At 70.5% G+C, this 24,884-nt stretch carries 25 protein-coding genes; 12 read left to right on the forward strand and 13 right to left on the reverse strand.

Translation table 11 applies throughout. From position 1 onward, the window contains the following. Positions 1-126 precede the first annotated feature (126 nt). Positions 127-1,014 (forward strand): aminodeoxychorismate lyase, encoded by an 888-nt coding sequence (locus AB0O93_RS02865; RefSeq protein ID WP_363340312.1) that lies wholly within the window; start codon positions 127-129, stop codon positions 1,012-1,014. A 9-nt stretch (positions 1,015-1,023) separates the two neighbouring features. Here the strand turns inward: AB0O93_RS02865 and pstB are convergent, their stop codons facing one another. The 7 genes from pstB to AB0O93_RS02900 form a co-directional block, all read right to left on the reverse strand. Further along, a complete protein-coding gene (pstB, locus tag AB0O93_RS02870) occupies positions 1,024-1,803 on the reverse strand; it encodes a phosphate ABC transporter ATP-binding protein PstB (protein ID WP_353998043.1) in 780 nt (259 codons plus the stop codon). A gap of 38 nt (positions 1,804-1,841) precedes the next feature. Beyond that, positions 1,842-2,948 carry a phosphate ABC transporter permease PstA gene (gene pstA / locus AB0O93_RS02875; RefSeq protein WP_363340314.1) on the reverse strand — a complete coding sequence of 369 codons (1,107 nt, stop codon included), beginning with the start codon at positions 2,946-2,948 and terminating at the stop codon, positions 1,842-1,844. A 1-nt stretch (position 2,949) separates the two neighbouring features. After that, the gene (gene pstC, locus AB0O93_RS02880) at positions 2,950-3,888 is read right to left on the reverse strand and encodes a phosphate ABC transporter permease subunit PstC (protein ID WP_363340316.1); all 939 of its coding nucleotides are present in this window, start codon (positions 3,886-3,888) and stop codon (positions 2,950-2,952) included. Between the two features lie 73 nt (positions 3,889-3,961). Next, positions 3,962-5,080, reverse strand: coding sequence for a phosphate ABC transporter substrate-binding protein PstS (locus AB0O93_RS02885; RefSeq protein ID WP_363340318.1), 1,119 nt, complete (start codon positions 5,078-5,080; stop codon positions 3,962-3,964). Between the two features lie 173 nt (positions 5,081-5,253). Continuing rightward, a complete protein-coding gene (locus tag AB0O93_RS02890; RefSeq protein WP_363340320.1) occupies positions 5,254-6,192 on the reverse strand; it encodes an NUDIX domain-containing protein in 939 nt (312 codons plus the stop codon). After that, entirely contained in the window at positions 6,189-8,351 is a 2,163-nt protein-coding gene (locus AB0O93_RS02895; protein WP_363340322.1) for an RNA degradosome polyphosphate kinase, read from the reverse strand. Before AB0O93_RS02895 ends, AB0O93_RS02890 begins: the two co-directional genes overlap by 4 nt. 49 nt (positions 8,352-8,400) lie before the next feature. Beyond that, a complete protein-coding gene (locus tag AB0O93_RS02900; RefSeq protein WP_363340324.1) occupies positions 8,401-9,099 on the reverse strand; it encodes a response regulator transcription factor in 699 nt (232 codons plus the stop codon). A gap of 128 nt (positions 9,100-9,227) precedes the next feature. Here AB0O93_RS02900 and AB0O93_RS02905 point away from each other — a divergent pair, with 128 nt between their 5' ends. The 4 genes from AB0O93_RS02905 to AB0O93_RS02920 all read left to right on the forward strand — a co-directional run bounded on the left by AB0O93_RS02905 (position 9,228) and on the right by AB0O93_RS02920 (position 12,511). Beyond that, positions 9,228-9,518 (forward strand): hypothetical protein, encoded by a 291-nt coding sequence (locus tag AB0O93_RS02905; RefSeq protein WP_363340326.1) that lies wholly within the window; start codon positions 9,228-9,230, stop codon positions 9,516-9,518. Between the two features lie 133 nt (positions 9,519-9,651). Beyond that, positions 9,652-10,248 carry an FABP family protein gene (locus AB0O93_RS02910; RefSeq protein ID WP_363340328.1) on the forward strand — a complete coding sequence of 199 codons (597 nt, stop codon included), beginning with the start codon at positions 9,652-9,654 and terminating at the stop codon, positions 10,246-10,248. Then, positions 10,248-11,360 carry a glycine cleavage T C-terminal barrel domain-containing protein gene (locus AB0O93_RS02915; protein WP_363340330.1) on the forward strand — a complete coding sequence of 371 codons (1,113 nt, stop codon included), beginning with the start codon at positions 10,248-10,250 and terminating at the stop codon, positions 11,358-11,360. Before AB0O93_RS02910 ends, AB0O93_RS02915 begins: the two co-directional genes overlap by 1 nt. 71 nt (positions 11,361-11,431) lie before the next feature. Continuing rightward, complete coding sequence (locus AB0O93_RS02920) at positions 11,432-12,511, forward strand: FUSC family protein (protein WP_363340332.1); 1,080 nt, start codon at positions 11,432-11,434, stop codon at positions 12,509-12,511. Between the two features lie 16 nt (positions 12,512-12,527). Here the strand turns inward: AB0O93_RS02920 and AB0O93_RS02925 are convergent, their stop codons facing one another. After that, positions 12,528-13,352, reverse strand: a complete 825-nt coding sequence (locus AB0O93_RS02925) for a class I SAM-dependent methyltransferase (RefSeq protein WP_363340334.1) — start codon at positions 13,350-13,352, stop codon at positions 12,528-12,530. Between the two features lie 79 nt (positions 13,353-13,431). On the opposite strand from AB0O93_RS02925, the gene AB0O93_RS02930 reads away from it, so the two are divergent. Next, positions 13,432-14,181 carry a phosphoglyceromutase gene (locus tag AB0O93_RS02930; protein WP_363340336.1) on the forward strand — a complete coding sequence of 250 codons (750 nt, stop codon included), beginning with the start codon at positions 13,432-13,434 and terminating at the stop codon, positions 14,179-14,181. Positions 14,182-14,247: 66 nt separating this feature from the next. Here AB0O93_RS02930 and phoU read toward each other — a convergent pair whose 3' ends face one another. Beyond that, complete coding sequence (gene phoU / locus AB0O93_RS02935; RefSeq protein ID WP_363340338.1) at positions 14,248-14,940, reverse strand: phosphate signaling complex protein PhoU; 693 nt, start codon at positions 14,938-14,940, stop codon at positions 14,248-14,250. A 167-nt stretch (positions 14,941-15,107) separates the two neighbouring features. Between phoU and AB0O93_RS02940 the strand changes: the two genes are divergently transcribed. Then, positions 15,108-16,343, forward strand: a complete 1,236-nt coding sequence (locus tag AB0O93_RS02940) for an ATP-binding protein (protein ID WP_363340340.1) — start codon at positions 15,108-15,110, stop codon at positions 16,341-16,343. Then, the gene (locus tag AB0O93_RS02945) at positions 16,340-17,023 is read left to right on the forward strand and encodes a response regulator transcription factor (RefSeq protein ID WP_301135031.1); all 684 of its coding nucleotides are present in this window, start codon (positions 16,340-16,342) and stop codon (positions 17,021-17,023) included. Before AB0O93_RS02940 ends, AB0O93_RS02945 begins: the two co-directional genes overlap by 4 nt. A gap of 61 nt (positions 17,024-17,084) precedes the next feature. Here AB0O93_RS02945 and AB0O93_RS02950 read toward each other — a convergent pair whose 3' ends face one another. Continuing rightward, positions 17,085-17,603 carry a DNA modification methylase gene (locus AB0O93_RS02950; RefSeq protein ID WP_363340345.1) on the reverse strand — a complete coding sequence of 173 codons (519 nt, stop codon included), beginning with the start codon at positions 17,601-17,603 and terminating at the stop codon, positions 17,085-17,087. Positions 17,604-17,751: 148 nt separating this feature from the next. Here AB0O93_RS02950 and AB0O93_RS02955 point away from each other — a divergent pair, with 148 nt between their 5' ends. After that, a complete protein-coding gene (locus tag AB0O93_RS02955; protein ID WP_053547905.1) occupies positions 17,752-18,234 on the forward strand; it encodes a CarD family transcriptional regulator in 483 nt (160 codons plus the stop codon). Between the two features lie 36 nt (positions 18,235-18,270). Further along, on the forward strand, positions 18,271-19,479 hold the full coding sequence (gene ispD, locus AB0O93_RS02960; RefSeq protein WP_363340348.1) for a 2-C-methyl-D-erythritol 4-phosphate cytidylyltransferase: 1,209 nt from the start codon (positions 18,271-18,273) through the stop codon (positions 19,477-19,479). 6 nt (positions 19,480-19,485) lie between these two features. Here ispD and AB0O93_RS02965 read toward each other — a convergent pair whose 3' ends face one another. Continuing rightward, positions 19,486-19,971 carry a GNAT family N-acetyltransferase gene (locus AB0O93_RS02965; RefSeq protein ID WP_363340350.1) on the reverse strand — a complete coding sequence of 162 codons (486 nt, stop codon included), beginning with the start codon at positions 19,969-19,971 and terminating at the stop codon, positions 19,486-19,488. 67 nt (positions 19,972-20,038) lie between these two features. Continuing rightward, complete coding sequence (locus tag AB0O93_RS02970; RefSeq protein WP_363340352.1) at positions 20,039-20,962, reverse strand: EamA family transporter; 924 nt, start codon at positions 20,960-20,962, stop codon at positions 20,039-20,041. Between the two features lie 54 nt (positions 20,963-21,016). Here AB0O93_RS02970 and cysS point away from each other — a divergent pair, with 54 nt between their 5' ends. Then, positions 21,017-22,417 carry a cysteine--tRNA ligase gene (gene cysS, locus AB0O93_RS02975; protein WP_363340354.1) on the forward strand — a complete coding sequence of 467 codons (1,401 nt, stop codon included), beginning with the start codon at positions 21,017-21,019 and terminating at the stop codon, positions 22,415-22,417. Further along, entirely contained in the window at positions 22,410-23,414 is a 1,005-nt protein-coding gene (gene rlmB, locus AB0O93_RS02980; protein WP_363340356.1) for a 23S rRNA (guanosine(2251)-2'-O)-methyltransferase RlmB, read from the forward strand. The genes cysS and rlmB overlap by 8 nt, the downstream gene beginning before the upstream one ends. Positions 23,415-23,430: 16 nt before the next feature. Here rlmB and AB0O93_RS02985 read toward each other — a convergent pair whose 3' ends face one another. After that, complete coding sequence (locus AB0O93_RS02985; protein ID WP_363340358.1) at positions 23,431-24,864, reverse strand: amidohydrolase family protein; 1,434 nt, start codon at positions 24,862-24,864, stop codon at positions 23,431-23,433. Positions 24,865-24,884 lie beyond the last annotated feature (20 nt).

Consider the following 24,884-nt stretch of genomic DNA (forward strand, 5'->3'; position numbering starts at 1 on the left):
GCGCGAGGCCGCTCGCAGCGGCAGAAGATGGAGCCCGGGGTTACTGCGGCCCGGCTGTTCCAGTGTAACGCCAGGCCCACCCCCCGGCATTCCCCGCCGCCGGGGTCGGCGTCGTACGCTCGAGGGATGGCACTGCGTCACGCCCTCGCGCTCGACCCGATCCCCGTCGATGATCCGCGCTCGGACGTCGCCGACACCATCCGGTCCTTCGACCCGGCGGATCCGAGCGTGCGGATCGGCGATCTGAGCGCGCAACGGGGAGACGGTGTCTTCGAGTCCCTGGGAATGGTCGGACGGCACGCCCAGGAGGTGTCGGCCCATCTCGAGCGCCTTGCGCGCTCGGCGGCGCTGTGCGACCTCCCGGAGCCGAACCCGGCGCAGTGGCGCGCGGCCATCGCGCGCATCGTCGCTCACGCGCCGGCGGCGGGGGAGAGCGTGCTGAAGCTCATCCTCAGCCGCGGGATCGACGGGGAGGAGACCCCGACGGCCTGGCTCACGCTCGCCGATGCGCCGGATAACACCGCCGCCCGCCGTGACGGCATCCGGGTGGTGACGCTCGACCGCGGGTTCGCGGCGGACGTGCCGAGCCGCGCACCCTGGCTCCTCCTCGGTGCCAAGACGCTGTCCTACGCCGTCAACATGGCGGCGATCCGCGAGGCCCGGCGTCGCGGTGCCGACGACGCGGTGTTCGTCTCCTCTGACGGGTACGTCCTGGAAGGTCCCACCGCGTCGGTGATCCTGCGACAGGGCGGGCGCTATCTCACGCCCGAGCCGGCGGCCGGGATCCTCCACGGCACCACCCAGCGGAGCATCTTCCACCACCTGCGCTCGACGGGCTACGAGGTCGCGTACGCCTCGATCACGCGGGACGAGCTGCTCGCGGCTGAGGCGGCGTGGGTCGTCTCGAGCATCCGCCTCGCGGCGCCGATCGTCGCGATCGACGGCGAGGAGAAGGAGAGGGATGCCGCGGTGACGGCATCCCTCAACCACTACCTCCTCAGCCCGCGGGACTGAGTCCGGCGCTCATCCGAAGCGGCCCGAGACGTAGTCCTCGGTCGCCTGCACGGAGGGCGTCGTGAAGATCGTCGTCGTGTCGTCGTACTCGATGAGCTTGCCGGGCTTTCCGGTGCCGGCGATGTTGAAGAACGCCGTCTTGTCGCTCACGCGGGAGGCCTGCTGCATGTTGTGCGTGACGATGACGACGGTGTAGTCGTTCTTCAGCTCGCCGATGAGCTCCTCGATCGCGTAGGTCGAGATCGGGTCGAGGGCCGAGCACGGCTCGTCCATCAGGATGACCTCGGGCGACACCGCGATGGCGCGCGCGATGCACAGACGCTGCTGCTGGCCGCCGGAGAGGCCGGAGCCGGGCTTGTCGAGGCGGTCCTTCACCTCGTTCCAGAGGTTCGCCCCCTGCAGGGACTTCTCCACGAGGGCGTCGGCGTCGGACTTGGAGAGCTTCTTGTTGTTGAGCTTCACGCCCGCCAGGACGTTCTCCTTGATCGACATCGTGGGGAAGGGGTTGGGGCGCTGGAAGACCATGCCCACCTGACGGCGGACGAGCACCGGGTCGACGGAAGGACCGTAGAGGTTCATGCCGTCGAGCATGACCTCGCCCTCGACGCGGGCGCCGGGGATGACCTCGTGCATGCGGTTGAGGGTCCGCAGGAAGGTGGACTTGCCGCAGCCGGACGGACCGATGAAGGCGGTGACGCTGCGCGGCTCGATGTCGAGCGTGACGCCCTCGACGGCCAGGAAGTCGCCGTAGTAGACGTTCAGGTCGTTGACTTCGATGCTCTTGGACACGTTGTTCCTCTGGATTCGGGTATTCGGGCCGCGCGGACTCAGCGGCCGAGCTTGGGGGCGAAGATGCGCGCGACGAGCCGCGCGATGAGGTTGAGCGCCATGACGATGACGATGAGCACGAGGGCGGCGCCCCAGGCCCGGTCGATGAAGGCGGAGGCCGGGATCCCCTGGTTCATGTACTGCGAGTACGCGAAGACCGGCAGGGTCGCCATGCGGCCGTCGAAGAGGTTGTAGTTCATCGACGCGGTGATGCCGGCGGTCAGCAGCAGAGGGGCGGTCTCACCGATGACGCGGGCGACGGCCAGCATCACGCCGGTGGTGATGCCGGCGATCGAGGTGGGGATGACGACCTTGACGATCGTGAGCCACTTGGGCACGCCGAGCGCATACGAGGCTTCGCGCAACTCGTTGGGGACGAGGCGCAGCATCTCCTCCGTCGCCCGCACGACGACGGGGATCATCAGGACGGCCAGCGCGACCGAGCCCATGATCCCCATACGGATGCCGGGTCCGAGGAACAGCGCGAACAGGGCGTAGGCGAACAGGCCGGCGACGATCGACGGGATGCCGGTCATGACGTCGACGAGGAAGGTGATGCCGCGTGCCAGGCGATTGCCCGCTCCGTACTCCACGAGGTAGATCGCGGTGAACAGGCCGATCGGAATGGAGATGACCGCTGCCGCCAGAGTGATCAGGAGCGTGCCGACGATGGCGTGCAGGATTCCGCCGCCCTCGCCGACGACGTTGCGCATCGAGTTGGTGAAGAACTCCGCCGACAGCGCCGCCACGCCGTTGACGATGACGGTCGTGGCCACCGACACCAGCGGCAGCATCGCGATGAGGAACGCGATGGTCACCACACCCGTCACGAGCCGGTCGATGCCCTTGCGGCGGCCCTCGACGACGGCGGACACGGTGAAGACGGTCGCGAGGTACAGCAGGGCGCTGACCACGAGCCAGCCGGGGACGTTGAAGTCCCCCGAGGCCAGCGAGACGATGAAGAAGATGAGCGCGGAGGCGCCGGCGGCGAGTCCCAGGAGCGCCCACGGCGCCCAGGTGGGGAGCTTGCCGCTGGTGATGCGGCGGCTGTCCTCGACCGGGGTGGAGCTCGCGGGGTTGGGCGGCGCGATGGTGGTGGCGCTCATGTCAGTTGGCTCCCGAGAACTCTTTGCGCCGGCTGATCACCCAGCGGGCGACGGCGTTGACGGCGAAGGTGACGATGAACAGGATCAGGCCCGTCGCGATCAGGACGTTGATGTTCGCGCCGTAGGCCTCGGGGAAGGTGAGGGCGATGTTCGCCGGGATCGTCGAGGGGTTCTCCGAGGTGAAGAGCTGGAAGGTCACGACCCCGGTGGCGGAGAGGACGAGGGCCACGGCCATCGTCTCGCCGAGCGCACGCCCGAGTCCGAGCATCGAGGCGGAGATGATGCCGCTGCGGCCGAAGGGGAAGACCGCCATGGTGATCATCTCCCAGCGCGTGGCGCCGAGGGCGAGCGCGGCCTCCTCGTGGAGCGTGGGCGTCTGCAGGAAGACCTCACGGCAGATGGCGGTGATGATCGGGACCACCATCACCGCGAGCACGATCGCCGCGGTGAAGATCGTACGGCCCGTCGCCGATGCGGTGCCGCCGAACAGCGGGAACCAGCCCATGTTCGTGGTGAGCCACACGTACAGGGGCTGTACGGCCGGCGCGAGGACGAGGATGCCCCACAGGCCGAAGACGACCGACGGGACGGCGGCGAGGAGGTCGATGATGTAGCCGAGGGTCTGCGCGAGTCGGCGGGGCGCGTAGTGCGAGATGAACAGGGCGATGCCCACCGAGAGGGGAACGGCCATGAGGAGGGCGAGGAACGACGCCCAGACCGTTCCGAAGACGAGCGGCCAGACGTAGCCCCAGAAGTCCGTCCGAAGCAGCGACGCCGACTCCGGTGTGGCCGTGAGGCCCGGAATCGACTGGATGATGAGGAAGATCGCGACGGCGGCGAGGGTGACGAGGATCATCGATCCCGCGGCCAGCGCGGTGCCCGAGAACCAGCGGTCACCGGGCCGCTGTTTGGCCTTGATGGCCGGGGCTGTCGTGGTCATGGCTTCCTGTTCTCGGGTGGGTGTTCGTAGGAATGGCCGGCCCGTCGCGGTGCGACGGGCCGGCCACACGGTATCAGTCGACGACGATCAGGTCGATCGCGGCGTTGACCTGCTCGCGCAGGGTGTCCGAGATCGGGGCGCTACCGGCGGCGGCGGCGGCCTCGTCCTGGCCCTCGGGGCTGGCGACGTACTGCAGGTAGCCCTTCACCAGCGGCGCGGCGGCGGTGTCGGCGTACTCCTGGCACGCGATCATGTAGCTGATCAGGACGATCGGGTACACGCCCTCCGAGGTCGAGGTGCGGTCGAGCGCGATCGCGAGGTCGCCCTCGCCACGGCCTTCTTCGAACGGCGAGGCGTCGACGATCGCGGCGGCAGCCTCGGGCGAGTACTCCACGAAGGCGTCGCCGACCTGAACGGCGGCAGTGGAGAGACCCTCTTCCGCGGCGCGCGAGGCGTCAGCGTAGCCGATGGTGCCGTTGCCGCCGGCCACCGCCGAGACGACGCCCGACGTGCCCTGGGCGGCCTCGCCGCTGTTGAACGGCCAGACGCCGTCGGGCTCCTCGGTCCAGACCGAGGGGGCCGCCTCGAACAGGTAGGCGGTGAAGTTCTCGGTGGTGCCCGAGTCGTCGGCGCGGTGGACAGGGGTCACGGCGAGGTCGGGGAGCTCGACGCCCTCGTTCAGCTCGGCGATGGCCGGGTCGTTCCAGTTCGTGATCGTCCCGGCGAAGAGGCCCGCGATGACGTCGGCCGAGAGGTTCAACGAGTCGACGCCGTCGAGGTTGAAGATGACGGCGATCGGGGAGATGTAGGTCGGCAGCTCGATGATGCCGGAGCCCTCGACGCAGCCGTCGAAGGGGCCCTCGGCGATCTCGTCCATGGTGAACGCGCGGTCGGAGCCCGCGAACTGGAAGGCGCCGGCCTGGAACGACTCGCGGCCCGCGCCGGAGCCGGCGGGGTCGTAGTTCACGGTGACGTCGGCGTTGGCGGTCTGGAAGCCGGCGGTCCAGGTCTGGACGGCGACCTCCTGCGAGGAGGCGCCACCGCCCGACAGCGTGCCGGAGAGGCTCGAGCCGGTGTCGGTGCCGGTGCCGGCGTCGGTCGAGCCGCCACCCTCGTTCGCGGCGCAGCCGGCGAGGGTGAGAGAGGCGACGGCGGCGAGGGCGCCGACCTGGGCGAAGCGGGAGATCTTCACTGTGTGAATCCTTCACGTGTCAGAGAAACGAAACCCGATCGGGTTTCGGGTTGAGGCCCGGTGCAGGGCACGACCTGACGGTAAGCACGGACTCTTAAGAGCGTGCGCTGTGCGGGTGAACGGAAGGTGAACGGCCGGCCGCGATCCGTTCCGCGCCGTCGCGGCGCGCGCGATCACACCTTCGGCGCGTGCGTCTCGATCGCCACGATGCCCGAGCCGGGGTTCTGGACCGACAGATGCACGACCGAGAACGCACCCGGTTCCAGCGCCGACGCACTGCCGAGATACGACCCGCGGAGGGTCCCCGTCGCCAGCGCGAGCTCGGCGAGGATGTCGGGGAGCACCGGACCGTGCGAGCAGAGGATCGCGGGCTTGCGGGCCCGCACGCGTGCGCCGATGACCGAGCGCGCGTCGGAGCGCCCCTCTTCCCACGCGTCCTGGCTGATCAGCGGTGTGGTCTCGATCTTCTTGCCCGTCGCCGCCGCCAGCGGAACGACGGTCTTGTGACAGCGCACAGCGGGGGACGAGATGATCTTCCGTGCGCCGAAGGCCAGGAGCGGGCCGACGATGGACTGCGACTGCTTCTTCCCCCGCGGAGCGAGGGGTCGCGCCGCGTCATTCCCCTCCCACTCTTCCCGCGGGAGCGCCTTGGCGTGGCGGAGGGCGATGATCGGGAAGGTCTGCAGGACGCCCTCATCGACGAGACGCGCGAAGTTCTCCAGGATCTCCACGTCGACGGGGTAGCTGAGGCGAGCGCGGGCCTTCTTCAGGCTCACCCACTCGAGAGCTGCGATTTCCTTGTTCGGAACGAACGACGACGCGCGGATGGCGGGTTCGGTCGCCTCGGCCGACCAGTAGTGCACGATCTTCGTTCGCTTGCTCGGCAGACGGTAGCGGGAAACGCCGACCGGCACTCCGAGATTCACACGGATGCCGGTCTCCTCCTGAATCTCGCGGGCAGCGGTCTCGGCGAGCATCTCGCCGGGATCCACCTTCCCCTTGGGGAGCGTCACGTCGCGGTACTTCGTCCGGTGGATCAGCAGCACGCGGAGCTTGCCGTCCACGATCCGCCACACGACGCCGCCGGCCGCGTAGATCGCGGTCTCCGTCATCGCACCGCCCGGGCACGGCGGCGGCGCTGCACCGCCGACATCGACCGATCCTGCATGTCGACGAGCAGCTTCCCTTCGGCATCCGTGCTGTGGCGGATCCACTCGCCGTCGGCACCGAGATGCCACGAGCTCGTCTTGTCGCTCATGGCGAGATCGAACAGGGAGGAGAGCTCCTTCACGTGTGCGGGATCCACGACGCGCACGAGAGCCTCGACCCGGCGGTCGAGGTTCCGGTGCATCATGTCGGCGCTGCCGATGAACACCTGCGGGTCGCCGTCGTTGTCGAACGCGAAGATGCGGGAGTGCTCGAGATAGCGTCCGAGGATGCTCCGGACCGTGATGTGCTCGCTCATCCCCGGGACGCCGGGCTTGAGCGAGCAGATGCCGCGCACCCACACCTCGACGGTGACGCCGGCCTGGCTCGCGCGATACAGCGCATCGATGATCTGCTCGTCGACCATGGAGTTGACCTTGATGCGCACGCGCGCGGGCTTGCCCTCCTGGGCGTTGTGCCGTTCTTTGTCGATGTGTCTCAGGAGCCCCTTCCGCAGGTGGAGGGGAGCGACCAGCAGGCGCTTGAACTTCTTCTCGATGGCGTACCCGGACAGCTCGTTGAACAGGCGCGTGAGATCCCGCCCGACCTGATCGTCGACGGTGAAAAGGCCGAAGTCCTCATAGATCCGGCTCGTCTTCGGATTGTAGTTGCCCGTGCCCACGTGGCTGTAGCTGCGGAGCACCCCGTTCTCCTCGCGGATGACCAGGGCGAGCTTGCAGTGCGTCTTCAGGCCGACGAGGCCGTACACGACGTGCACACCGGCCTTCTCGAGCTTGCGGGCCCACAGGATGTTGTTCGCCTCGTCGAAACGCGCCTTGATCTCCACCAGCGCCAGGACCTGCTTGCCCGCCTCGGCGGCGTCGATGAGGGCCTGCACGATCGGGCTGTCGCCGGACGTGCGATAGAGCGTCTGCTTGATGGCGAGGACGTGGGGGTCCTTGGCCGCCTGCTCGAGGAAGGCCTGCACGCTCGTCGCGAACGACTCGTACGGGTGGTGGACCAGGACGTCGCCCTTGCGGATGGAGGCGAAGATGTCGGCCCGCTCGTTGTTGTCACCCGGTTGGAAGGCCACCGGGGTCGTCGGCAGGTGCGGCTTGTAGTGCAGATCCGGCCGATCGATGCGCGCGAGGTCGAACAGCCCGCGGAGATCCAGCGGCCCGGGGAGGCGGTAGACCTCCTGCGCGGTGATGTCGAGTTCCTTCAGCAGCAGATCGAGCGTGAGCTCGTCCATGTCGTCCGTGATCTCGAGGCGGATCGGCGGGCCGAAGCGACGGCGGAGGAGTTCCGCCTCGAGAGCCTGGATGAGGTTCTCGGTCTCGTCCTCCTCGATCACGACGTCCTCGTTGCGGGTGAGGCGGAAGGCGTGGTGGTCGAGCACCTCCATCCCCGGGAAGAGGTCGTCCAGGTGGTTGGAGATGAGGTCTTCCAGCGGGAGGTACCGGACGACGCCGTCCTGCGGGACGAGCTCGACGAAGCGCGGGAGCATCGGGGGGACCTTCAGGCGTGCGAACTCCTGCCGGCCGGTGCGGGCGTTGCGGATGCGGATGGCGAGGTTCAGCGAGAGTCCCGAGATGTACGGGAACGGGTGCGCCGGGTCGACGGCGAGCGGCATCAGGACGGGGAAGACCTGCGAGTGGAAGTAGTCGTACATCCGCTCCCGGTCGTCTTCTCCCAGCGCGTCCCACGCCACCACCTGGATGCCGGCGTCCGCGAGGGCGGGCTTGACCGCCGAGGTCCACGCCTCGGCGTGGCGGAGCTGCAGTCGGTGCGCTTCGGCGGAGATGTCGGAGAGGACATCCGCCGCGGAGCGTCCGACATTGGTGGGAACGGCGAGACCGGTGACGATGCGGCGCTTGAGACCGGCGACGCGGACCATGAAGAACTCGTCGAGGTTGCTGGCGAAGATGGCCAGGAAGTTCGCCCGCTCGAGGACGGGGAGGTTCGGATCCTCGGCCAGCTCGAGCACACGCTGATTGAACGCGAGCCAACTCACCTCGCGGTCGAGGTAGCGATGCTCGGGGAGGAGCGCGTCGGCCTCTTCGGAGACGTCGAAATCGTCGTCATCCGCGTCGATTCCGGGGTCGAGAACCTCTTGTTCGATCACCCCCACATCATGTCAGGGTCGGGTGACGAATGTGTGAACGGATGCCGCCTCAGGCGCCGGTGGTCTCGCGCGGTGCCGGGAGCTGATCCTCTTCGTAGACGTTGAAGCGGTAGCCGACGTTGCGGACGGTGCCGATGAGCTGCTCCAGGTCGCCGAGCTTGGCCCGCAGGCGTCGGACGTGGACGTCGACGGTGCGCGTGCCTCCGAAGTAGTCGTAGCCCCACACCTCGCTCAGCAGCTGCTCGCGCGTGAAGACCCGCGACGGGTGCGTGGCGAAGAAGTGGAGGAGCTGGAACTCCTTGTACGTCAGGTCCAGCGGCTTGCCGTGCACCTTGGCGGAGTAGGAGGACTCGTCGATGGTGATGCCCGAGGTCTGGATGCGGGTCGACACCTGCTCGGCGTTCTGACGTCCCACGGCCAGTCGGACGCGGGCATCCACTTCTGCGGGGCCGGCGGTGACGAGGATGACGTCGTCCACGCCCCAGTCGGGGGAGACGGCGGTGAGGCCGCCCTCGGTGACGATGAGGATGAGCGGTGCGTCCAGGCCCGTGGTGTTGAGGATCTTGCACAGCGACTTCGCGCCGACGAGATCCACGCGTGCGTCGACGAAGATGATGTCGGCGCTGGGTGCGTTCACCAGCTGCGCCGGCTCGGCGGGGATCTGGCGCACCCGGTGACTGAGCAGCTCGAGCGCAGGCAGGGCGGGGCCGCCGCCGTGTGCGGAGCTGAGGACGAGCAGCTGGGCCAAAAGTCGCCTTCCGGGCTCTTCGGGGAATGCGTCGTGTGCGATCAGTCTAGGACGTTCGCGCGAACGGTCCGGCGCGGGCGCCCTCCCGGGGGGTGCGCGCGAGAAGCGTCGTGGGAGACAATAGCGAGATGACCGTGACCGAGATCATTCCGCGTCGTTCGCGCGCCGGCATCCTCTCCGTGTGGGTCGCCGCCGCGGTGGCGGGACTCGCGATCGGCCTCTTCGTCCCGTCGGACCTGCGCGCGGCGTGGATGGCGGTCGCCCTCGGCGCGTGCCTCCTGCTCGCGTTCGCGGTCCAGCTCGCCGGTGGGCGCTCGCACGGATTCACGGTGCGGGTCGCTGCGAGCGTCGTCGGCGCCCTCGCCGTGCTCGGGATCGTCAGCCTCGGATTCGGGCTGGCGGCGGTCGTGCCGGGCTAAAGTAGCGACATGGACCTTCTCGCGCTCGAAATCTTCTTCCTGGGGCTTCTGGGCCTGGCATCGGTGGGGATCGTGTTCGTCTCCGGTGTGGTGGTGAAGAACCTCTACCGCGGCCAGCGCTGAGCAGGCCGTCGTGATCGAGCTTCCGACCGACCTGCCCGCCGACCTCGTCCCCCTCTCCTGGCTCATCGGCGTGTGGGAGGGGAGCGGTGTCATCGACTACGCCGGGGCCGGAATGTCGGGGGAGTTCACGCACCGCGTGAGCTTCAGCCATGACGGCGGCGACTACCTGAACTACGCGGCGTCCGCGTGGATCGACCGTGAGGACGGCGGCCGGACGCCCCTGGTGTCCGAGGTCGGATACTGGCGTCTGTCGCGGACCGCCGGTGACGCGGATGCGGGTCCCGCTCTGCTCCCGCCGTCGGCGACCGCGGATCCGCGGACCGTCGAGGACGTCGAGCGGTTGCGCAACGACGCCGACGGGTTCGACATCGAGGCCGCGATCGTGCACTCCGACGGGATCAGCGAGCTCTATCTCGGACAGATCCGCGGCCCGCGGATCGACCTGGCCACCGACGCCGTCGTCCGTCCCGCGACGGCCAAGGCCTATGCGGCCGCGACGCGCATGTACGGGCTGGTCGACGGGCACCTGCTGTGGGCGTGGGATGTCGCCGCTCTGGGCCACGAACTCGCCTCCCACGCGTCCGCCCGTCTGGCGAAGGTCGCCTGATGGCCCACGCCGCCGCCTTCTCCGCCGTTCCCGGCGCCGTGATCGTCGACGACGTCCTTCAGCACGTCGGGAATCCGATGGCCGAGCAGCGCGCCCTCGCGCGCGGCACCGCGCTGGCGCCGCTGGGTGATCGCGCGGTGATCGCCGTGGACGGCGAGGACCGGCTCACCTGGCTCGACTCCCTGACCTCGCAGGCTCTCGCACGGCTCGCGCCGGGAGAGTCCACCGAGCTCCTCGTGCTCGATCCGCAGGGACGTATCGAGCACGTCGCCGCCGTGGTGGACGACGGAGCGACCGCGTGGCTCATCGTCGATCGCGCCGACGCCGAGGGTCTCCTCGTCTGGCTCACCCGGATGCGCTTCCGGCTGCGGGTCCAGCCCCGGTCGGCGGATGCCGAGGTCGCCGTCGTCGGAGGGGACCCCGAGGCCCTCGCCCGGCTCACGCCCGCGTCGCCGGCGGGGGTTCCCCTCGTCTGGCGCGACCCGTGGCCTGCGATCGGCGCGGGCGGACACGGATACGCCGCCGTCGAACCGCACCCCGGCGCCGAACGGAGCTGGGCCGAAGCCCTGGTCCCGGTCGAGGAGCTCGGGCGGTTCGCCCGGGAGGCGGCATCGGGCGCCGTCGACATCGCCGGCGTCCTCGCGGCCGACGCCCTGCGGGTCGCCGCGTGGCGTCCGCGCTGGTCCGGCGAGGTCGACGAGCGCGCGATCCCGCACGAGTCCGACTGGATGCGCACCGCCGTCCATCTGTCGAAGGGGTGCTACCGCGGTCAGGAGACCGTGGCCAAGGTGCACAACCTCGGCCATCCGCCCCGCCGGATGGTCGCGCTGCAGCTCGACGGCAGCGACTCGGGCCTCCCCGTGCGCGGTGCCGCCGTGCGCCGCGAGGGCGACGAGGTCGGCGTCGTCACCTCGGCGGCCCGGCACTTCGAGGAAGGGCCGATCGCGCTGGCGGTGCTGCGTCGCGGCGTCCCCGTCGACGCGGCCTTGACCGTCGACGTCGAGGATGCGCGGATCGCCGCCGCGCAGGAGGTCATCGTGCCGCCGGATGCCGGTGCGACGGCGAACGTGCCGCGGATCACCCGGCTCTCGCGTCGCGCACGGGCGACGTGAGTCCGCGGCGCGGCTCGCGAGACGGAACCGGCGCCCGGGGCGCCGATCCGCAGGGCCCCGCACCTGTGACCGTGCCGATCCGCACGGGCTGGCAGGCACGCCTCGACCCGACACCGGCGCTCCGCCGCGTGCGGGACTCCGCGATCCCCATCGTCCAGATCGTCGTGGCCGCCACCGCCGCGTACGCCGTCGCCGCGTACGTCTTCGGGCATCCCGCCCCGCTCCTGGCGGCGACCGTGACCGTGTCGAGTCTCGGCCTCGTCCGCGACGCGCGACCGCGTCGCGTCCTCGAGACCGTGATCGGGATGCTCGTGGGCATCATCGTCGCCGAGCTCCTTCTTCTGGTGGCGGGGTCGGGGTGGTGGCAGCTCGCCCTCGCCCTCGGAGTGACCCTCGTCGTCGCCCGCTTCCTCTCCGCGCAGGCCGCATTCGCGATCGCGGCGGCGATCCAATCTCTGATCGTCATGATCGTCCCCGCCAACGCCCCCTTCCTCCGGCTCGTGGACGGCCTCATCGGAGGTGTCGCGGCGCTGCTCGCGACCGCCCTCATCCCGCGCGACACGGTGCGCATCGAAGTGCGCGACGCGCGGGCCGTGCTGGGGGCGATCGAGGGGGCCGGAACCGCGCTCGTCCAGGCCCTGCGCCGCGGCGACCGGCGTCGCGCCGAACGCGGTCTCGAGAAGGCCCGGGCGATCCAGCCGATCGCCGACGGGTGGCGGGCGTCGGTCGAGTCGGGCCTCGCGATCGCGCGGATCTCGCCGTTCCTGCGTCGCCAGCGCTCGGAGCTCGCGCGCCACGAGCGCGTACGGGAGTCGGTGGAGTTGGCGGGGAGGAATCTGCGCGTCATCGCCCGGCGCGTGGTCTACCTCTGCGACGACGGCATTCCGCGGCCCGTGGCCGCCGACATCCTCGCCGAGACGCTCCGCGCCGTCCGGGTGCTCACCGACGCCCTCGACGACATCTCGCTCGAGCCGGTCGCGCGGTCGCAGCTCGCCGCGGTCGCCGCGCACCTCGACCCGGCCGAGGTGACACCCGGCGCGTCGCTCGGGGACCAGAACCTCATCGCCGCCATCCGGCCCTTCGTGGTCGACCTCCTGGTCGCCACCGGGATGCCGCCGGATGAGGCCCGCGCCGCCGTTCCGCGCATCTGAATCGCGGAGCCGGCCGTCACCGCGGAGCGACGGCCTCCCACGCCACCGTGATCTCTCCGAGACGGGCCCGACGACCTTCGCGGAGCGGCCATCCGCGCGCGGCGACGGCGGCCACCGCGGCGACCCAGCGCTGCGTCGGTCCGAAGGCGCCGAGCCCGGCGGCGCGCTCCCATTCGGCGTCCAGGTCGGCGAGGAAGCCGTGCACTCCTTCGCCGGGGACGTTGCGATGGATCAGTGCTTTGGGCAGCCGCTCGGCGGCCACCAGCGGTGTCTCGAGATCGGTGAGGCGCAGGGACAGCGTCAGGGTGCGGGGGAGGGCCGCGGCGTCCATTGCGATCCAGGCGCACACCCGTCCCCGCTCATCGCACGTGCCCTCGAGGAGCAGACCGCCGGGTGCGAGGCGTCCGGCCATCTGCGCCCACGCCGCCGCGACATCCGACTCGTCGTACTGCCGGAGCACGTTCATGGCGCGGATGATCCCGGCCGGTCGGCCGCCGGGGAGAGGCACCTCGAATCCTCCGCGGGAGAAGTCCACGCGGGCATCCGCGGCGAACGCCGTCCGCCCCGCCCGGACCTCGGCGAGCTGCGTCCGCGCGCGCTCCACCCGCTCGGGGTCGATCTCGAGCCCTCTGACCTCGACGTCCGGCCGCGCCCGGGCCAGGCGGGCGTGCAGCTCCAGCGCGGTCACGCCGCTCGCGCCGTAGCCGAGGTCGACCACCAGGGGGTCCTCGAGTCGGCGCAGCTCGGGACGCGTGGTGATCCAGCGATCGATGCGGCGGAGCCGATTGGTGTGGGTCGTCCCGCGCGTGATGCGGCCCACGGGACCGCGAGCAGACGCCATCCCCCCATCATGACAGCGCGCCGGTCGGGCCGCCGCCGGACGCCGGGACGCGGCGCAGGCGCCCGATATCATGGGGCGCATGACTGCGCCTCACACGCTGATCCTCCTCCGCCACGGCCAGAGCGAGTGGAACGAGCTCAACCTCTTCACCGGTTGGGTCGATGTCCGCTTGACCGAGCAGGGCAAGGCCGAGGCCGCTCGCGGCGGCTCGCTGCTCGCCGAGGCGGGTCTCCTCCCCGACATCCTGCACACCTCGCTGCTCAGCCGTGCGATCCAGACCGCCAACATCGCCCTGGACGCCGCCGACCGCCTCTGGATCCCCGTGACCCGCTCGTGGCGCCTCAACGAGCGTCACTACGGCGCCCTGCAGGGCAAGGACAAGGCGCAGACGCTCGAGGAGTTCGGTCCCGAGCAGTTCATGCTCTGGCGTCGTTCGTTCGACGTGCCGCCGCCCGAGCTCGCCGACGACAGCGAGTGGAGCCAGGTGGGCGACCCCCGCTACGTCGGCATCGACGGGGACGTGCCCCGCACCGAGTCGCTCAAGCTCGTCATCGACCGCCTGCTGCCGTACTGGGACGAGGCGATCGCGCCGGACCTGCGCTCGGGAAAGACGGTTCTCGTCACCGCACACGGCAACTCGCTGCGCGGGCTCGTGAAGCACCTCGAGGGCATCAGTGACGCCGACATCGCCGAGCTGAACATCCCGACCGGCATCCCGCTGGTCTACCGCCTCGACGAGAACCTCGTCCCGCTCGGTCCGGGTGAGTACCTCGACCCCGAGGCTGCAGCGGCGGGAGCCGCAGCGGTGGCCAACCAGGGCAAGAACTGACCTGACGGAACGACGGAGCCGGATGCCTCTTCGCGAGGCATCCGGCTCCGTCGTTCCGTCAGGGTGTCAGGCGAGGCCCGTGACGGTTTCCGTCGAGACGTCCAGCGCGCCGGTGGGGGCGGTCCAATCGCCCGTCGAGAGGTAGGCGACCTTCTTGGCGACCGACACGGCGTGGTCGGCGAAACGCTCGTGGTAGCGGCTCGCGAGGGTGGCATCCACGGTGGCTGCCGCCTCTCCCTGCCAGCTGTCGCTGAGGACCTTCTCGAAGACGGCGACGTGCAGGTCGTCGAGATCGTCGTCCGCGTTGCGGATCTCCTCGACGAGCGCGAGCTCCTGCGTGCGCAGCAGCTCGGTCAGGCGGCGCGCCACCTCGACGTCGAGCTCGCCCATCTTGAGGAACGTCGACTTCAGTCCCTTGGGGATGGCCCGCTCCGGGAAGCGCATGCGGGTGAGCTGGGCGATGTGCTCGGCGATGTCGCCCATGCGCTCGAGCGACGCCGACATCCGCAGCGCGCTGACGACGATCCGGAGGTCGCGGGCGACCGGTTGCTGGCGGGCGAGGATCTCGATGGCCATCTCGTCGAGCGCGAGCGCCTTCTCGTCGATGACGGCGTCGGCGTCGATGACCTCTTCGGCCAGGGCGACGTCGCTCGTGCCGAACGCGCGGGTGGCCTTGTCGATGGCGATGGTGACGAGCTCGGAGATCTCGACGAGGCGGTTCTGCACGTCCTCGAGGGACTGGTGGAAGACTTCGCGCATCCGTGGCACCTTTCTGGATTCCGGGCAGGCGTGCGCCTGGCGACGCTGGCGATCATCACCGGCGAAGGTTAACGGGCGGTGCCTGCCCGGTGAATAGTACCCGCACCCCCGGACGGTGCCCGGGAGACCGTCCGCGCGGAGCGCGCCGGCACCCTTACGCTGTGACCATGGATTCGCTGCAGCTCGCGCTGCTCGCCCTCCTCGCCGGCATCGTCATCGGGGGCTCCCTCGCCGCACTCGTGGTGACATCGCTCCGGGTCAGGGATCGGGCGCGGGCCGAGACGTCACGCGAGATCCCCGAGGGGGTGCGAGAGGTCCTCCAGGGGATGGATGACGCCGCCCTCGTCGTGGACGCCTCCTTCACGGTGCTCGCCCTCTCGCCGTCCGCCGCCTCGTTCCACTTCGCCCGCGGCGGATCCCTCGCCAGCGAAGAGCTCCGGGACGCGATCCGGGTGATCCGCGGGGGCGAGTCCTCCTGGTCCGGGTCGCTGCGTCTCCAGCGCGGCGCGCCGCCTGCCGAGCCTCGGCTCGTCGCCGCGCGGGCGACCCGCATCTCCCCGCGGCTCACCCTGCTCGTGCTGCACGACATCACCGAGCGGGAGCGCGTCGAGCAGATGCGCCGGGACTTCGTGGCGAACACCAGCCACGAGCTGAAGACGCCCGTGGGCGCGGTGAGCCTTCTCGCCGAGGCGATCGAGTCCGCGGCGGACGATCCGCCCCAGGTGCGGATCTTCGCCGGCAGGCTCTCGGCGGAGGCGTCGCGCCTGTCGCAGCTGACTTCGCGCATCCTGAACCTGTCGCGCCTGCAGGCCTCGGACGAGCTCACCGACGAACGCGATGTCGCCATCGACGAGGTCGTCGCCTCCGCGGTCGACGCCACCGCGATCCTCGCGGATTCTGCGGGGGTCAGCGTCGTGCGCGGAGGCGAGCGCGGACTGTACGTGCGCGGTGACGCCCAGGTCCTCGGCGAGGCGGTGAGCAACCTCATCGCGAACGCCATCGCCTATTCGCCGCGCGGATCGAAGGTCGGCGTCGGGATCACTCTCGTCGACGCCGTCGTGGAGATCGCGGTCACCGACCGCGGGATCGGCATCGCCGAGGGCGAGCAGGAACGCGTCTTCGAGAGGTTCTACCGTGCCGATCCGGCTCGTGCCCGGCGTACCGGGGGGACGGGGCTCGGGCTCGCCATCGTCAAGCACGCGGTCCAGCGCCACGGCGGCGAGGTCCGGCTGTGGTCGCGCCCCGGCCGTGGCTCGACCTTCACCATCCGACTGCCGGCTGTCGACGCCCCCGTCGACGACCGCCCCGAGCGACCGGACCGCCGCCCCAAGCGCGCGCGCAAGGTCGCCACGACCGTGCCGGCGGCTTCGCCGTCGGGCATCGAGAACGGAGACACCGCATGACCGCCGTCCTGATCGTGGAGGACGAGCCCGACCTCGCCGACCCGCTCGCCTATCTCCTGCGGCGCGAGGGCTACGACGTGGAGATCGCCGAGGACGGACCCGCCGCGCTCGCCGCCTTCCGCGAGCGCGGGGCCGACATCGTGCTGTTGGATCTCATGCTGCCCGGGATGCCGGGGACGGAGGTCTGCCGCCAGATCCGCTCCAGCGCGACCGTTCCGATCGTGATGCTCACCGCCAAGGACTCCGAGGTGGACATCGTGGTCGGTCTGGAGCTCGGAGCCGACGACTACGTCACCAAGCCGTACTCGTCGCGAGAGCTCCTCGCGCGGATGCGTGCCGTCCTGCGGCGCTTCTCCCAGCGGGAGGCCGAGCTCGACGAACGCGTCCTGGAGGGCGGGCGCGTCGTCCTCGACATCGACCGGCACACGGTGGCCGTCGACGGACGCGAGATCAACATGCCGCTCAAGGAGTTCGAGCTCCTCGAGGTTCTCATGCGAAACGCCGGCCGGGTCCTGACCCGCGGTCAGCTGATCGACCGCGTGTGGGGGAGCGACTACTTCGGCGACACCAAGACGCTGGACGTCCACATCAAGCGGATCCGCTCGCGGATCGAGGAGAACCCCGGCTCGCCGACGATGCTGGTCACCGTGCGCGGCCTCGGCTACCGCTTTGAGGGCTGACCCGGACCGCGACGACGAAGGGGCCGGCATCCGTGTGGATGCCGGCCCCTTCGTGTGGATGTCAGTCGCGGGGGACGAGGGGCGCGAGGTACTCGAGTTCGCCGTCGAGGACCGGGACGGCCAGCAGCATTCCCTCGGCATCGCCGGACTGGAAGTATCCCGGGATGTTCGCACCCGGAGGAGTGTCGAGCCCTTCGACCAGAAGAGGCTCTTCGCCGTCGGCCCCGAGGCTGATGGTCGTGCGGGCCGGGACACGCAGCTCGAGGTCGATGGTCGATCCCTCGCCCAGCTCGACGACGAGGGTGTGCGCGGTGTCGGTCGGGTTCACGACGGCGGCGACGAAGTTGCCGACCGCGCCGGTCTCGTCGGCGACGATGAACGCGTTGCGCACCTCCAGCGGCCCGGAGTCGAAGACGTTGACGCCTTCGGCGGCCGAGTACTGGATGGTTGTGGACTGCGGGGTGAGGAAGGTGCACCCCGTGGCGCCGAGGACCACGGCGGCGCCGAGCGCCACCGACGCGATCAGGCGCGGGCTCCTGGCGGGGCGTCCTTCGCCGATGCGGCGGCGTGTCGAGATCACGGATCCTCCTGATGTGGGGGTGACGGCTTCCCCATGCATTCTAGGGGCTGGATCCGCGCGGCCGCGTGGCACGCCCGGGCGGTGGGGCGGAGAACCTTAGCGTATAAACGCTGTGGTAGTCTGGAGTTTGCCGAAAGGACATAACTCCATGCTTTTTGAGGTTGGCGAGACCGTTGTCTACCCGCACCACGGGGCGGCGACGATCATCGAGGTCAAAGACCGGATCATCCGGGGCGAGACCAAGAAGTACCTGAAGCTCAACGTCACCCAGGGAGACCTCGTCATCGAGGTCCCTGCCGAGAACGTCGACCTGGTCGGCGTCCGCGACGTCATCGGCAAGGAGGGTCTGGACCGCGTCTTCGAGGTCCTGCGTGCCCCCTTCACCGAGGAGCCGACCAACTGGTCGCGTCGGTACAAGGCGAACCTCGAGAAGCTCGCCTCCGGCGACGTGATCAAGGTCAGCGAGGTCGTCCGCGACCTGTGGCGTCGCGACCAGGACCGCGGCCTGTCCGCGGGGGAGAAGCGGATGCTCGCGAAGGCGAAGCAGATCCTGATCTCGGAGCTCGCCCTGGCCGAGAAGACCGACGAGGAGCGCGCGAGCGTCATCCTCGACGAGGTCCTCGCGTCCTGACCGCCACGGTCGCCACGCCCCGGTAGCGTGACAGGTGTGAGCATCGCACCCGTTCCGCGTCTGGCCGTCATCGTCGTCGCCGCCGGTTCCGGCGCCCGCCTCGCCGCGGGCGGACCGAAGGCCTTCGTCGGTATCGACGACCGGTCGATCCTCCACCACGCCCTGCGCGGAGTGTTCGACGCTCCGGAGGCGCAGGTGGTGGTCGTGGTACCGGAGGGGCGCGAAGGTGACACGCTCACCGAGGTCGCAGCGACCGCCGGCGACCGTCGAGACCGCGTCACCGTGGTCGTCGGCGGCCAGACACGTCAGGCATCCGTCGCCGCGGGCCTCGGTGCGCTCTGGGCCGACGTCGAGGTCGTCCTCGTCCACGATGCCGCGCGGGCGCTGACACCGCCCGAGGTCTTCGCGCGGGTCGTCGCGGCCATCGAGGCGGGGGCCACCGCCGCTGTTCCCGCCCTGCCCGTCGTCGACACCGTCAAGCGCGTCGCCGACGGGCGCGTCGTCGCCTCGATCGACCGCTCCGACCTCGTCGCCGCCCAGACGCCCCAGGGGTTCCGGCGCGACATCCTCGCATCCGCCTACGCCGCCGCGGAGGCGGAGTTCACCGACGACGCCGCGCTCGTCGCCGACCGCGGCGAGACGGTCGTCGTGGTCGCCGGCGACGATCGCGCCTTCAAGATCACCACCCCCGCCGATCTGCTGCGCGCCCGCGCGCTCATCGAGGACGCGCCGCTCCCACGCGGCACCGCGCCGATCGCGCCGTCGCCGACCGACATCCCGCGGGTCGGATTCGGCAGCGACGTGCACGCGTTCGGGGGTGCCGGCGACCTCTGGCTCGCCGGTCTGCACTGGCCGGGGGAGTCCGCGCTGTCGGGACACTCCGACGGCGACGCCATCGCGCACGCGATCGTCGATGCGCTGCTCTCCGCGGCGGGCCTCGGTGACATCGGGACGCACTTCGGGACCGACAAGCCGGAGTACGCGGGAGCCCATGCCGACGCCTTCCTCGGTCGCACCCGCGCCCTGCTGGCGGAGGCGGGATGGCGGATCGGGAACGTCTCGGTCCAGGTCCAGGCGCGTCGCCCCCGCTTCGCAACACGACGCGAGGAGGCCGAGCGGGTTCTATCGACCGCGCTCGGGGGCGCCCCCGTGTCGGTGTCGGCCACGACGACGGACGGTCTCGGCTTCACCGGTCGTGGCGACGGGGTCTCGGCGTTCGCCGTGGCCCTGGTGCTGCCGGCCTGACCCGCCTCAGACGGTGACGTGACCGTCCTCGAGGCGGCGGGTGAAGTAGGCCGAGAGCGGGTCGGCGACGTAGTCGTCGAACGGCGCGCACGCGGTGAAGCCCTCGCTCACGTAGAGCGACCGCGCGGCGATGAAGTCCGCACCCGACCCCGTCTCGAGCCACAGGCTCTGCAGGCCGCGGCCGCGCGCCTGCGACACGATGTGCCGGAGGAGTGCGCGTCCGACGCCCCGACCGAGGAACCTCTCCTCCACCCGCATCGACTTCACTTCCCCGCGAGCGGCGTCGAGCATCTTCAGCGCGCCGACGCCGGCGAGCTCCCCTTCGAGGTACGCGGCCCAGACCGTGATGGAGGGATCCCGCAGAGCCTCGACGTCCAGGACGTGGCAGCTGTCCTCCGGAGTCTGCGCGCGCATCGCCGCCTGATGGCGGGCGAGGAGGTCGCGAGTCTCGCGCGAGCTGAGGTCGTCGACGACGATCGTCGGTGTCGGCATCCGTTCAGCGTCCCACAGCACTGTTTCGCCCGCGTGACGGGCGGGCGATCCTGACGCGACCGATCCGTCAGCCTTCGACGGCGAAGGGGGCGGGGTCCCTCGGGGCGCGGGATCCCCAGGCGAGGAGGGCGAGGCCGGCGCCGAGCACCGCGAGACCGACGATCGCCAGGATCGACAGCCGCTCGTCGAGGACGACGATGCCGAGGACCGCCGCGGTCAGCGGCTCCCCAAGGGTCAGCGTGGCTGCTGTCGCCGCCGTGAGCCCGCTGAGGCCCCACGTGAACAGCACGTATGCGACCGAGATCGTCGCAAAGCCCAGCCACAGCGCCATCAAGAGTCCGGCGGGCGTCTGCATCCATGCCAGATCCACGAACGGCACGGCGAGGGCGCTCACCGCCGCCGAGCTCGCCCCCATCGCGCCGACGACGGTGAAGGGGTCCCACCCGGCGTCCAGCAGTCGACGCTGGGCGTTCGCGATGACCGCGAAGGACGCCCCGGCCCCGATCGAGCCGAGGAGGCCGAGACCGTCGGTGCCGCCCGCCCCTCCCGCCGACCCGCCGAAGCCGAGCAGGACGACGCCGGCGGTGGCGAGCGCGGTCGCGGCCATCCACGTCGTGGTCGGCATCCGTCGGGTCAGCGCCCACTCGAGGAGCCCCGCGAGGATCGGCGCCGACCCGAGGGCGACGACGGTGCCGACGGCGACGCCGTTGCGCTCTGTGCCGAGGAAGAACAGCGGCTGGTACAGGGCCAGGCAGAGGCCCGTGAGGACCATGAGCGAGAGCGGACGGATGCCGAGGGGCGGGCGAGGCGCCGAGGAGCGGCGCGCGTGCCGGGCGGCGAGGAGAAACGCCAGGAGCGCGAGCCCGGTGCCGCCGATCACCATCCGCATGACGCCGATCGACAGCGGGGTGGTCCCGGACGGCCCGAGCGCCTGGGAGGTTCCGGTGGTTCCGAAGAGCATCGCGGCGGCGAGGATGGCGATGACATGCACCGCTCCTTTCTACTGCCCCCACGGCATCGGCACCGCCGCCGGTAGAGTGGTTCGGTGAACGTCCGACTCCACGACAGCAGCACGCAGAGCGTGCGCGCCTTCGTTCCGGCCGATCCGCGACACGTGACGATGTACGTGTGCGGACCGACCGTGCAGTCCGGACCCCACATCGGGCACCTCCGCGGTGCCCTCGCGTTCGACCTCCTGCGCCGCTGGCTGTCCCAGCGTTTCGGCCGGGTGACGTACGTGCGCAACGTCACCGACATCGATGACAAGGTCCTCCAGAACGCCACCGCCGACGAGCCCTGGTGGGCGCTGGCGTACCGGATCGAGCGGGAGTTCACCGCCGCCTACGAGGCCATCGGCATCCTTCCGCCGACGTACGAACCGCGCGCCACCGCGTCGATCCCGCAGATGATCGAGCTCATCGAGCGACTCGTCGCGCGAGGCCACGCCTACCCCGCCGAGGGCAGCGTGTACTTCGACGTGCGCTCGTGGTCCGAGTACGGTGTGCTCACCAATCAGCGTCCCGACGCGATGGACTCCTCACCCGACACCGATGCGGGCAAACGCGACCCGCTCGACTTCGCGCTGTGGAAGGCTGCGAAGCCCGGCGAGCCCGACGACGCCCGCTGGGATTCGCCGTGGGGAGCGGGCCGACCGGGCTGGCACATCGAGTGCTCGGCGATGTCGCGCCGCTACCTCGGGCCCGAGTTCGATCTGCACGGCGGCGGGCTGGACCTGCGCTTCCCGCACCACGAGAACGAGCGGGCGCAGTCGACGGCGGCCGGCGACGGCTTCGCCCGCCACTGGGTGCACAACGGTCTGGTGACCGTCGAGGGGCAGAAGATGTCGAAGTCCATCGGCAACGTCATCCTCGCCGCCGACCTCCTCGCCGAGCGCGACCCGCTGGTCGTGCGCTACGCCCTTGCGGCCGCGCACTACCGGTCGAACCTCGACGTCTCCGCGAAGGGGCTCGACGAGGCGGAGGCCGCGCTCGGGCGCATCCGCGGGTTCGTCGAGCGCGCATCGCGGCTCGCCACCGGACGGGATGCGGATGCCGCACACCCGCTGCCGGAAGCCTTCGTCGCCGCGCTGGATGACGACCTCGGTGTTCCGCAGGCGCTCGCCGTCGTCCACGACACCGTCCGCGCCGGCAACGCGGCCGTCGATGCGGACGAGACGGATGCCGCCGTCGCGGCGCTCGGGCAGGTGAGCGCGATGACGGCGATCCTCGGGCTCGATCCCCGCGACCCGCAGTGGCGGACCGCCGACACCTCCGTCGAGCAGGAGGCGCTCGACGCGCTCGTGCAGACGATGATCGACCAGCGCGCCCGTGCGCGCGCGGACAAGGACTGGGCGAGTGCCGATCGGATCCGCGATGCCATCGCGGCCGCCGGCATCACCCTCGAAGACGGTCCCGCCGGGACCCATTGGAGTGTAGGACATGGCTAAGCCAGGGCGCCCCGGCGCGAGCAAGGGCAAGAAGAAGGGCCCCACGAAGGGCACCGGCGGTCTCGGCCGCAAGTCCCTCGAGGGCAAGGGGCCGACGCCGAAGGCCGAAGACCGCGCCTGGCACGTCGCCGGCAAGCGGAAGGCCGCCGCCGAGCGTTATGCCGCGGCGGGCGGGAAGGGCAAGCCCGGCGGGAAGCCGAGCGGGCAGGGCGTGCGCGGGCAGAAGGCGAAGAGCGGCGACGACACCGAGACGGTGACCGGCCGCAACTCGGTGCTCGAGGCGCTCCGCGCCAAGATCCCGGCGACCGCGTTCTACATCGCCCAGCGCGTGGAGATGGACGACCGCGTCAAGGAGATGCTTTCGATCGCGACCCATCGCGGCATCCCGGTGCTCGAGGTCACACGGCCCGAGCTCGACCGGATGGCGGGCTTCGACGGCGTGCACCAGGGCGTCGCCCTGAAGGTGCCGCCCTACGAGTACGCCCACCCGCAGGATCTGCTCGAGAAGGTCATCCACTCGAACCGTACGCCGCTGTTCGTCGCCCTCGACGGCGTGACGGACCCGCGGAACCTCGGGGCGATCATCCGCTCGACCGGCGCGTTCGGCGGACACGGCATCATCCTGCCGCAGCGCCGCTCCGCGAGCGTGAACAGCGCGGCGTGGAAGACCAGCGCCGGCGCCGCCGCCCGCATCCCCGTCGCGCTGGCGGCCAACCTCACCGCGACGCTGAAGGACTTCAAGAAGCAGGGTGTCTTCGTCCTCGGTCTCGCCGGAGACGGCGACGTCTCCCTCCCCGCGTTGGAGCTCGCCGACCGCCCGGTGGTCATCGTCGTCGGCTCCGAGGGCAAGGGGCTCTCGCGGCTCGTCGCCGAGACGTGCGATCAGATCGTCTCGATCCCGATCGACGCGGCGACAGAGTCGCTCAACGCCGGGATCGCGGCATCCGTGGCTCTGTACCAGGTGTCGACGCTGCGGGCGGCGCCGCGCGAGAGCTGACGCCGCCCGCGCTGCGTCACTCGGCCTTCTTGTACTGGTAGGGGTTGTAGAGCACCTCTGCCTCGGGGATCTCGGGGTGCTGCCCCGCGATCCAGTCGTCGCCGACCTCGCGCTCGAGGTAGGACACCGTGTCTTCGAGCTTCGCCTTCACCCCGGCGAGGTCTCCGGCGACGAGGCGCCCCTCGCTCTTGACGACCTCGCCGCCCACCAGGACGGTGTGCACGTCGCCGCGCTGGGCCTGGTAGATGATCTGCCCCCACGGGTTGATCAGCGGCGCCCACGTGGCGGAGTGCTCGTTCTTCAGGAGCACGACGTCGCCGAGCTTGCCCTTCTCCAGCGACCCGATGAGGTGGTCCTTGCCGATCGCCTTGGCGCCGCCGCGCGTGGCCATCTCCACGACCTCTTCCGCGCGGAGCTTCACGTGCGTGACGGTCTCGGCGGGCTCCTTGAGGTGGGCGAGGTAGTGCTCGAGCGCGCGATCGGCGTTGACGGTCGCCCGCATCGCCGAGAACAGATCGGCGCTGAACCAGACGCTCGTGTCCACCGAGAGGGACGCGGGGATGCCGTACCGACGCAGCTGATGGATGGGAGGGTAGCCCTGCCCGCACGTGTCCTCCGACTCGGTCGCGAGCGAGACGTTGCCGCCGGTCGCCGCGATCTTCTGGTAGGACTCGGCGGTGAGGGATGCGGCGTGGACGTACGTGTACCCCTCCTTCATCACTCCGGCGTCGTAGGCGTTCTTGATCCCCCAGTCGTTGGTCGCGCCCCACACCCCGGCGTGGGTGGTGACGGGGAGTCCGAGCTCTTCGGCGACGCGGTAGGCGGCGAGTTCGGGGAACTGATCGTCCTGATTCGGCACGTCGAAGGCGATCTGCGTGCCGAACATGCGCGAATCGTCCCGGGACCGGATGAGAAGGTCCTGGATGGCCGGGTCCGCCGTCCACTCCCACGGGCTCTGCGCGAGATTCCCGTAGGCGAGGACGAAGCGGCCGGGTGAGGTGGCCAGGGCCTCGTACGCGGCTTCCCCGTGGTCGAGGGTACGCAGCCCGTGCGACCAGTCGACGCTGGTCGTCACGCCGGACTCGACCGCGTCGAGCGCCGAGATGAGGTTGCCCGCGGCGACGTCCTCGGGGCGGAACTTCGCGCCGTGCTGCAGGTAGTACCAGACGAAGTACTGGGTGAGGGTCCAGTCGGCACCGTAGGCGCGCATGGCGGTCTGCCACATGTGCCGGTGCGTGTCGACCATGCCGGGCATGATGATGCCGCCCGTGGCGTCGATCTCGAACGTGCCGTCGGGCACGGAGAGGTCGACACCGACGTCGGCGATGGCGCCGTCGACGACCAGGACGTCACCGCGCGGCAGGACGGTGTGCGCATCGTCCATCGTCAGGACGATGCCGCCGCGCAGGACGACGGGCTGACCTCGGGCAGGCAGCGGGGTTTCGGACATGTTCGCTCATCCTCCTTGAT

This window comes from Microbacterium sp. NPDC077184, from assembly GCF_040687055.1.
Classification (GTDB): Bacteria; Actinomycetota; Actinomycetes; order Actinomycetales; family Microbacteriaceae; genus Microbacterium.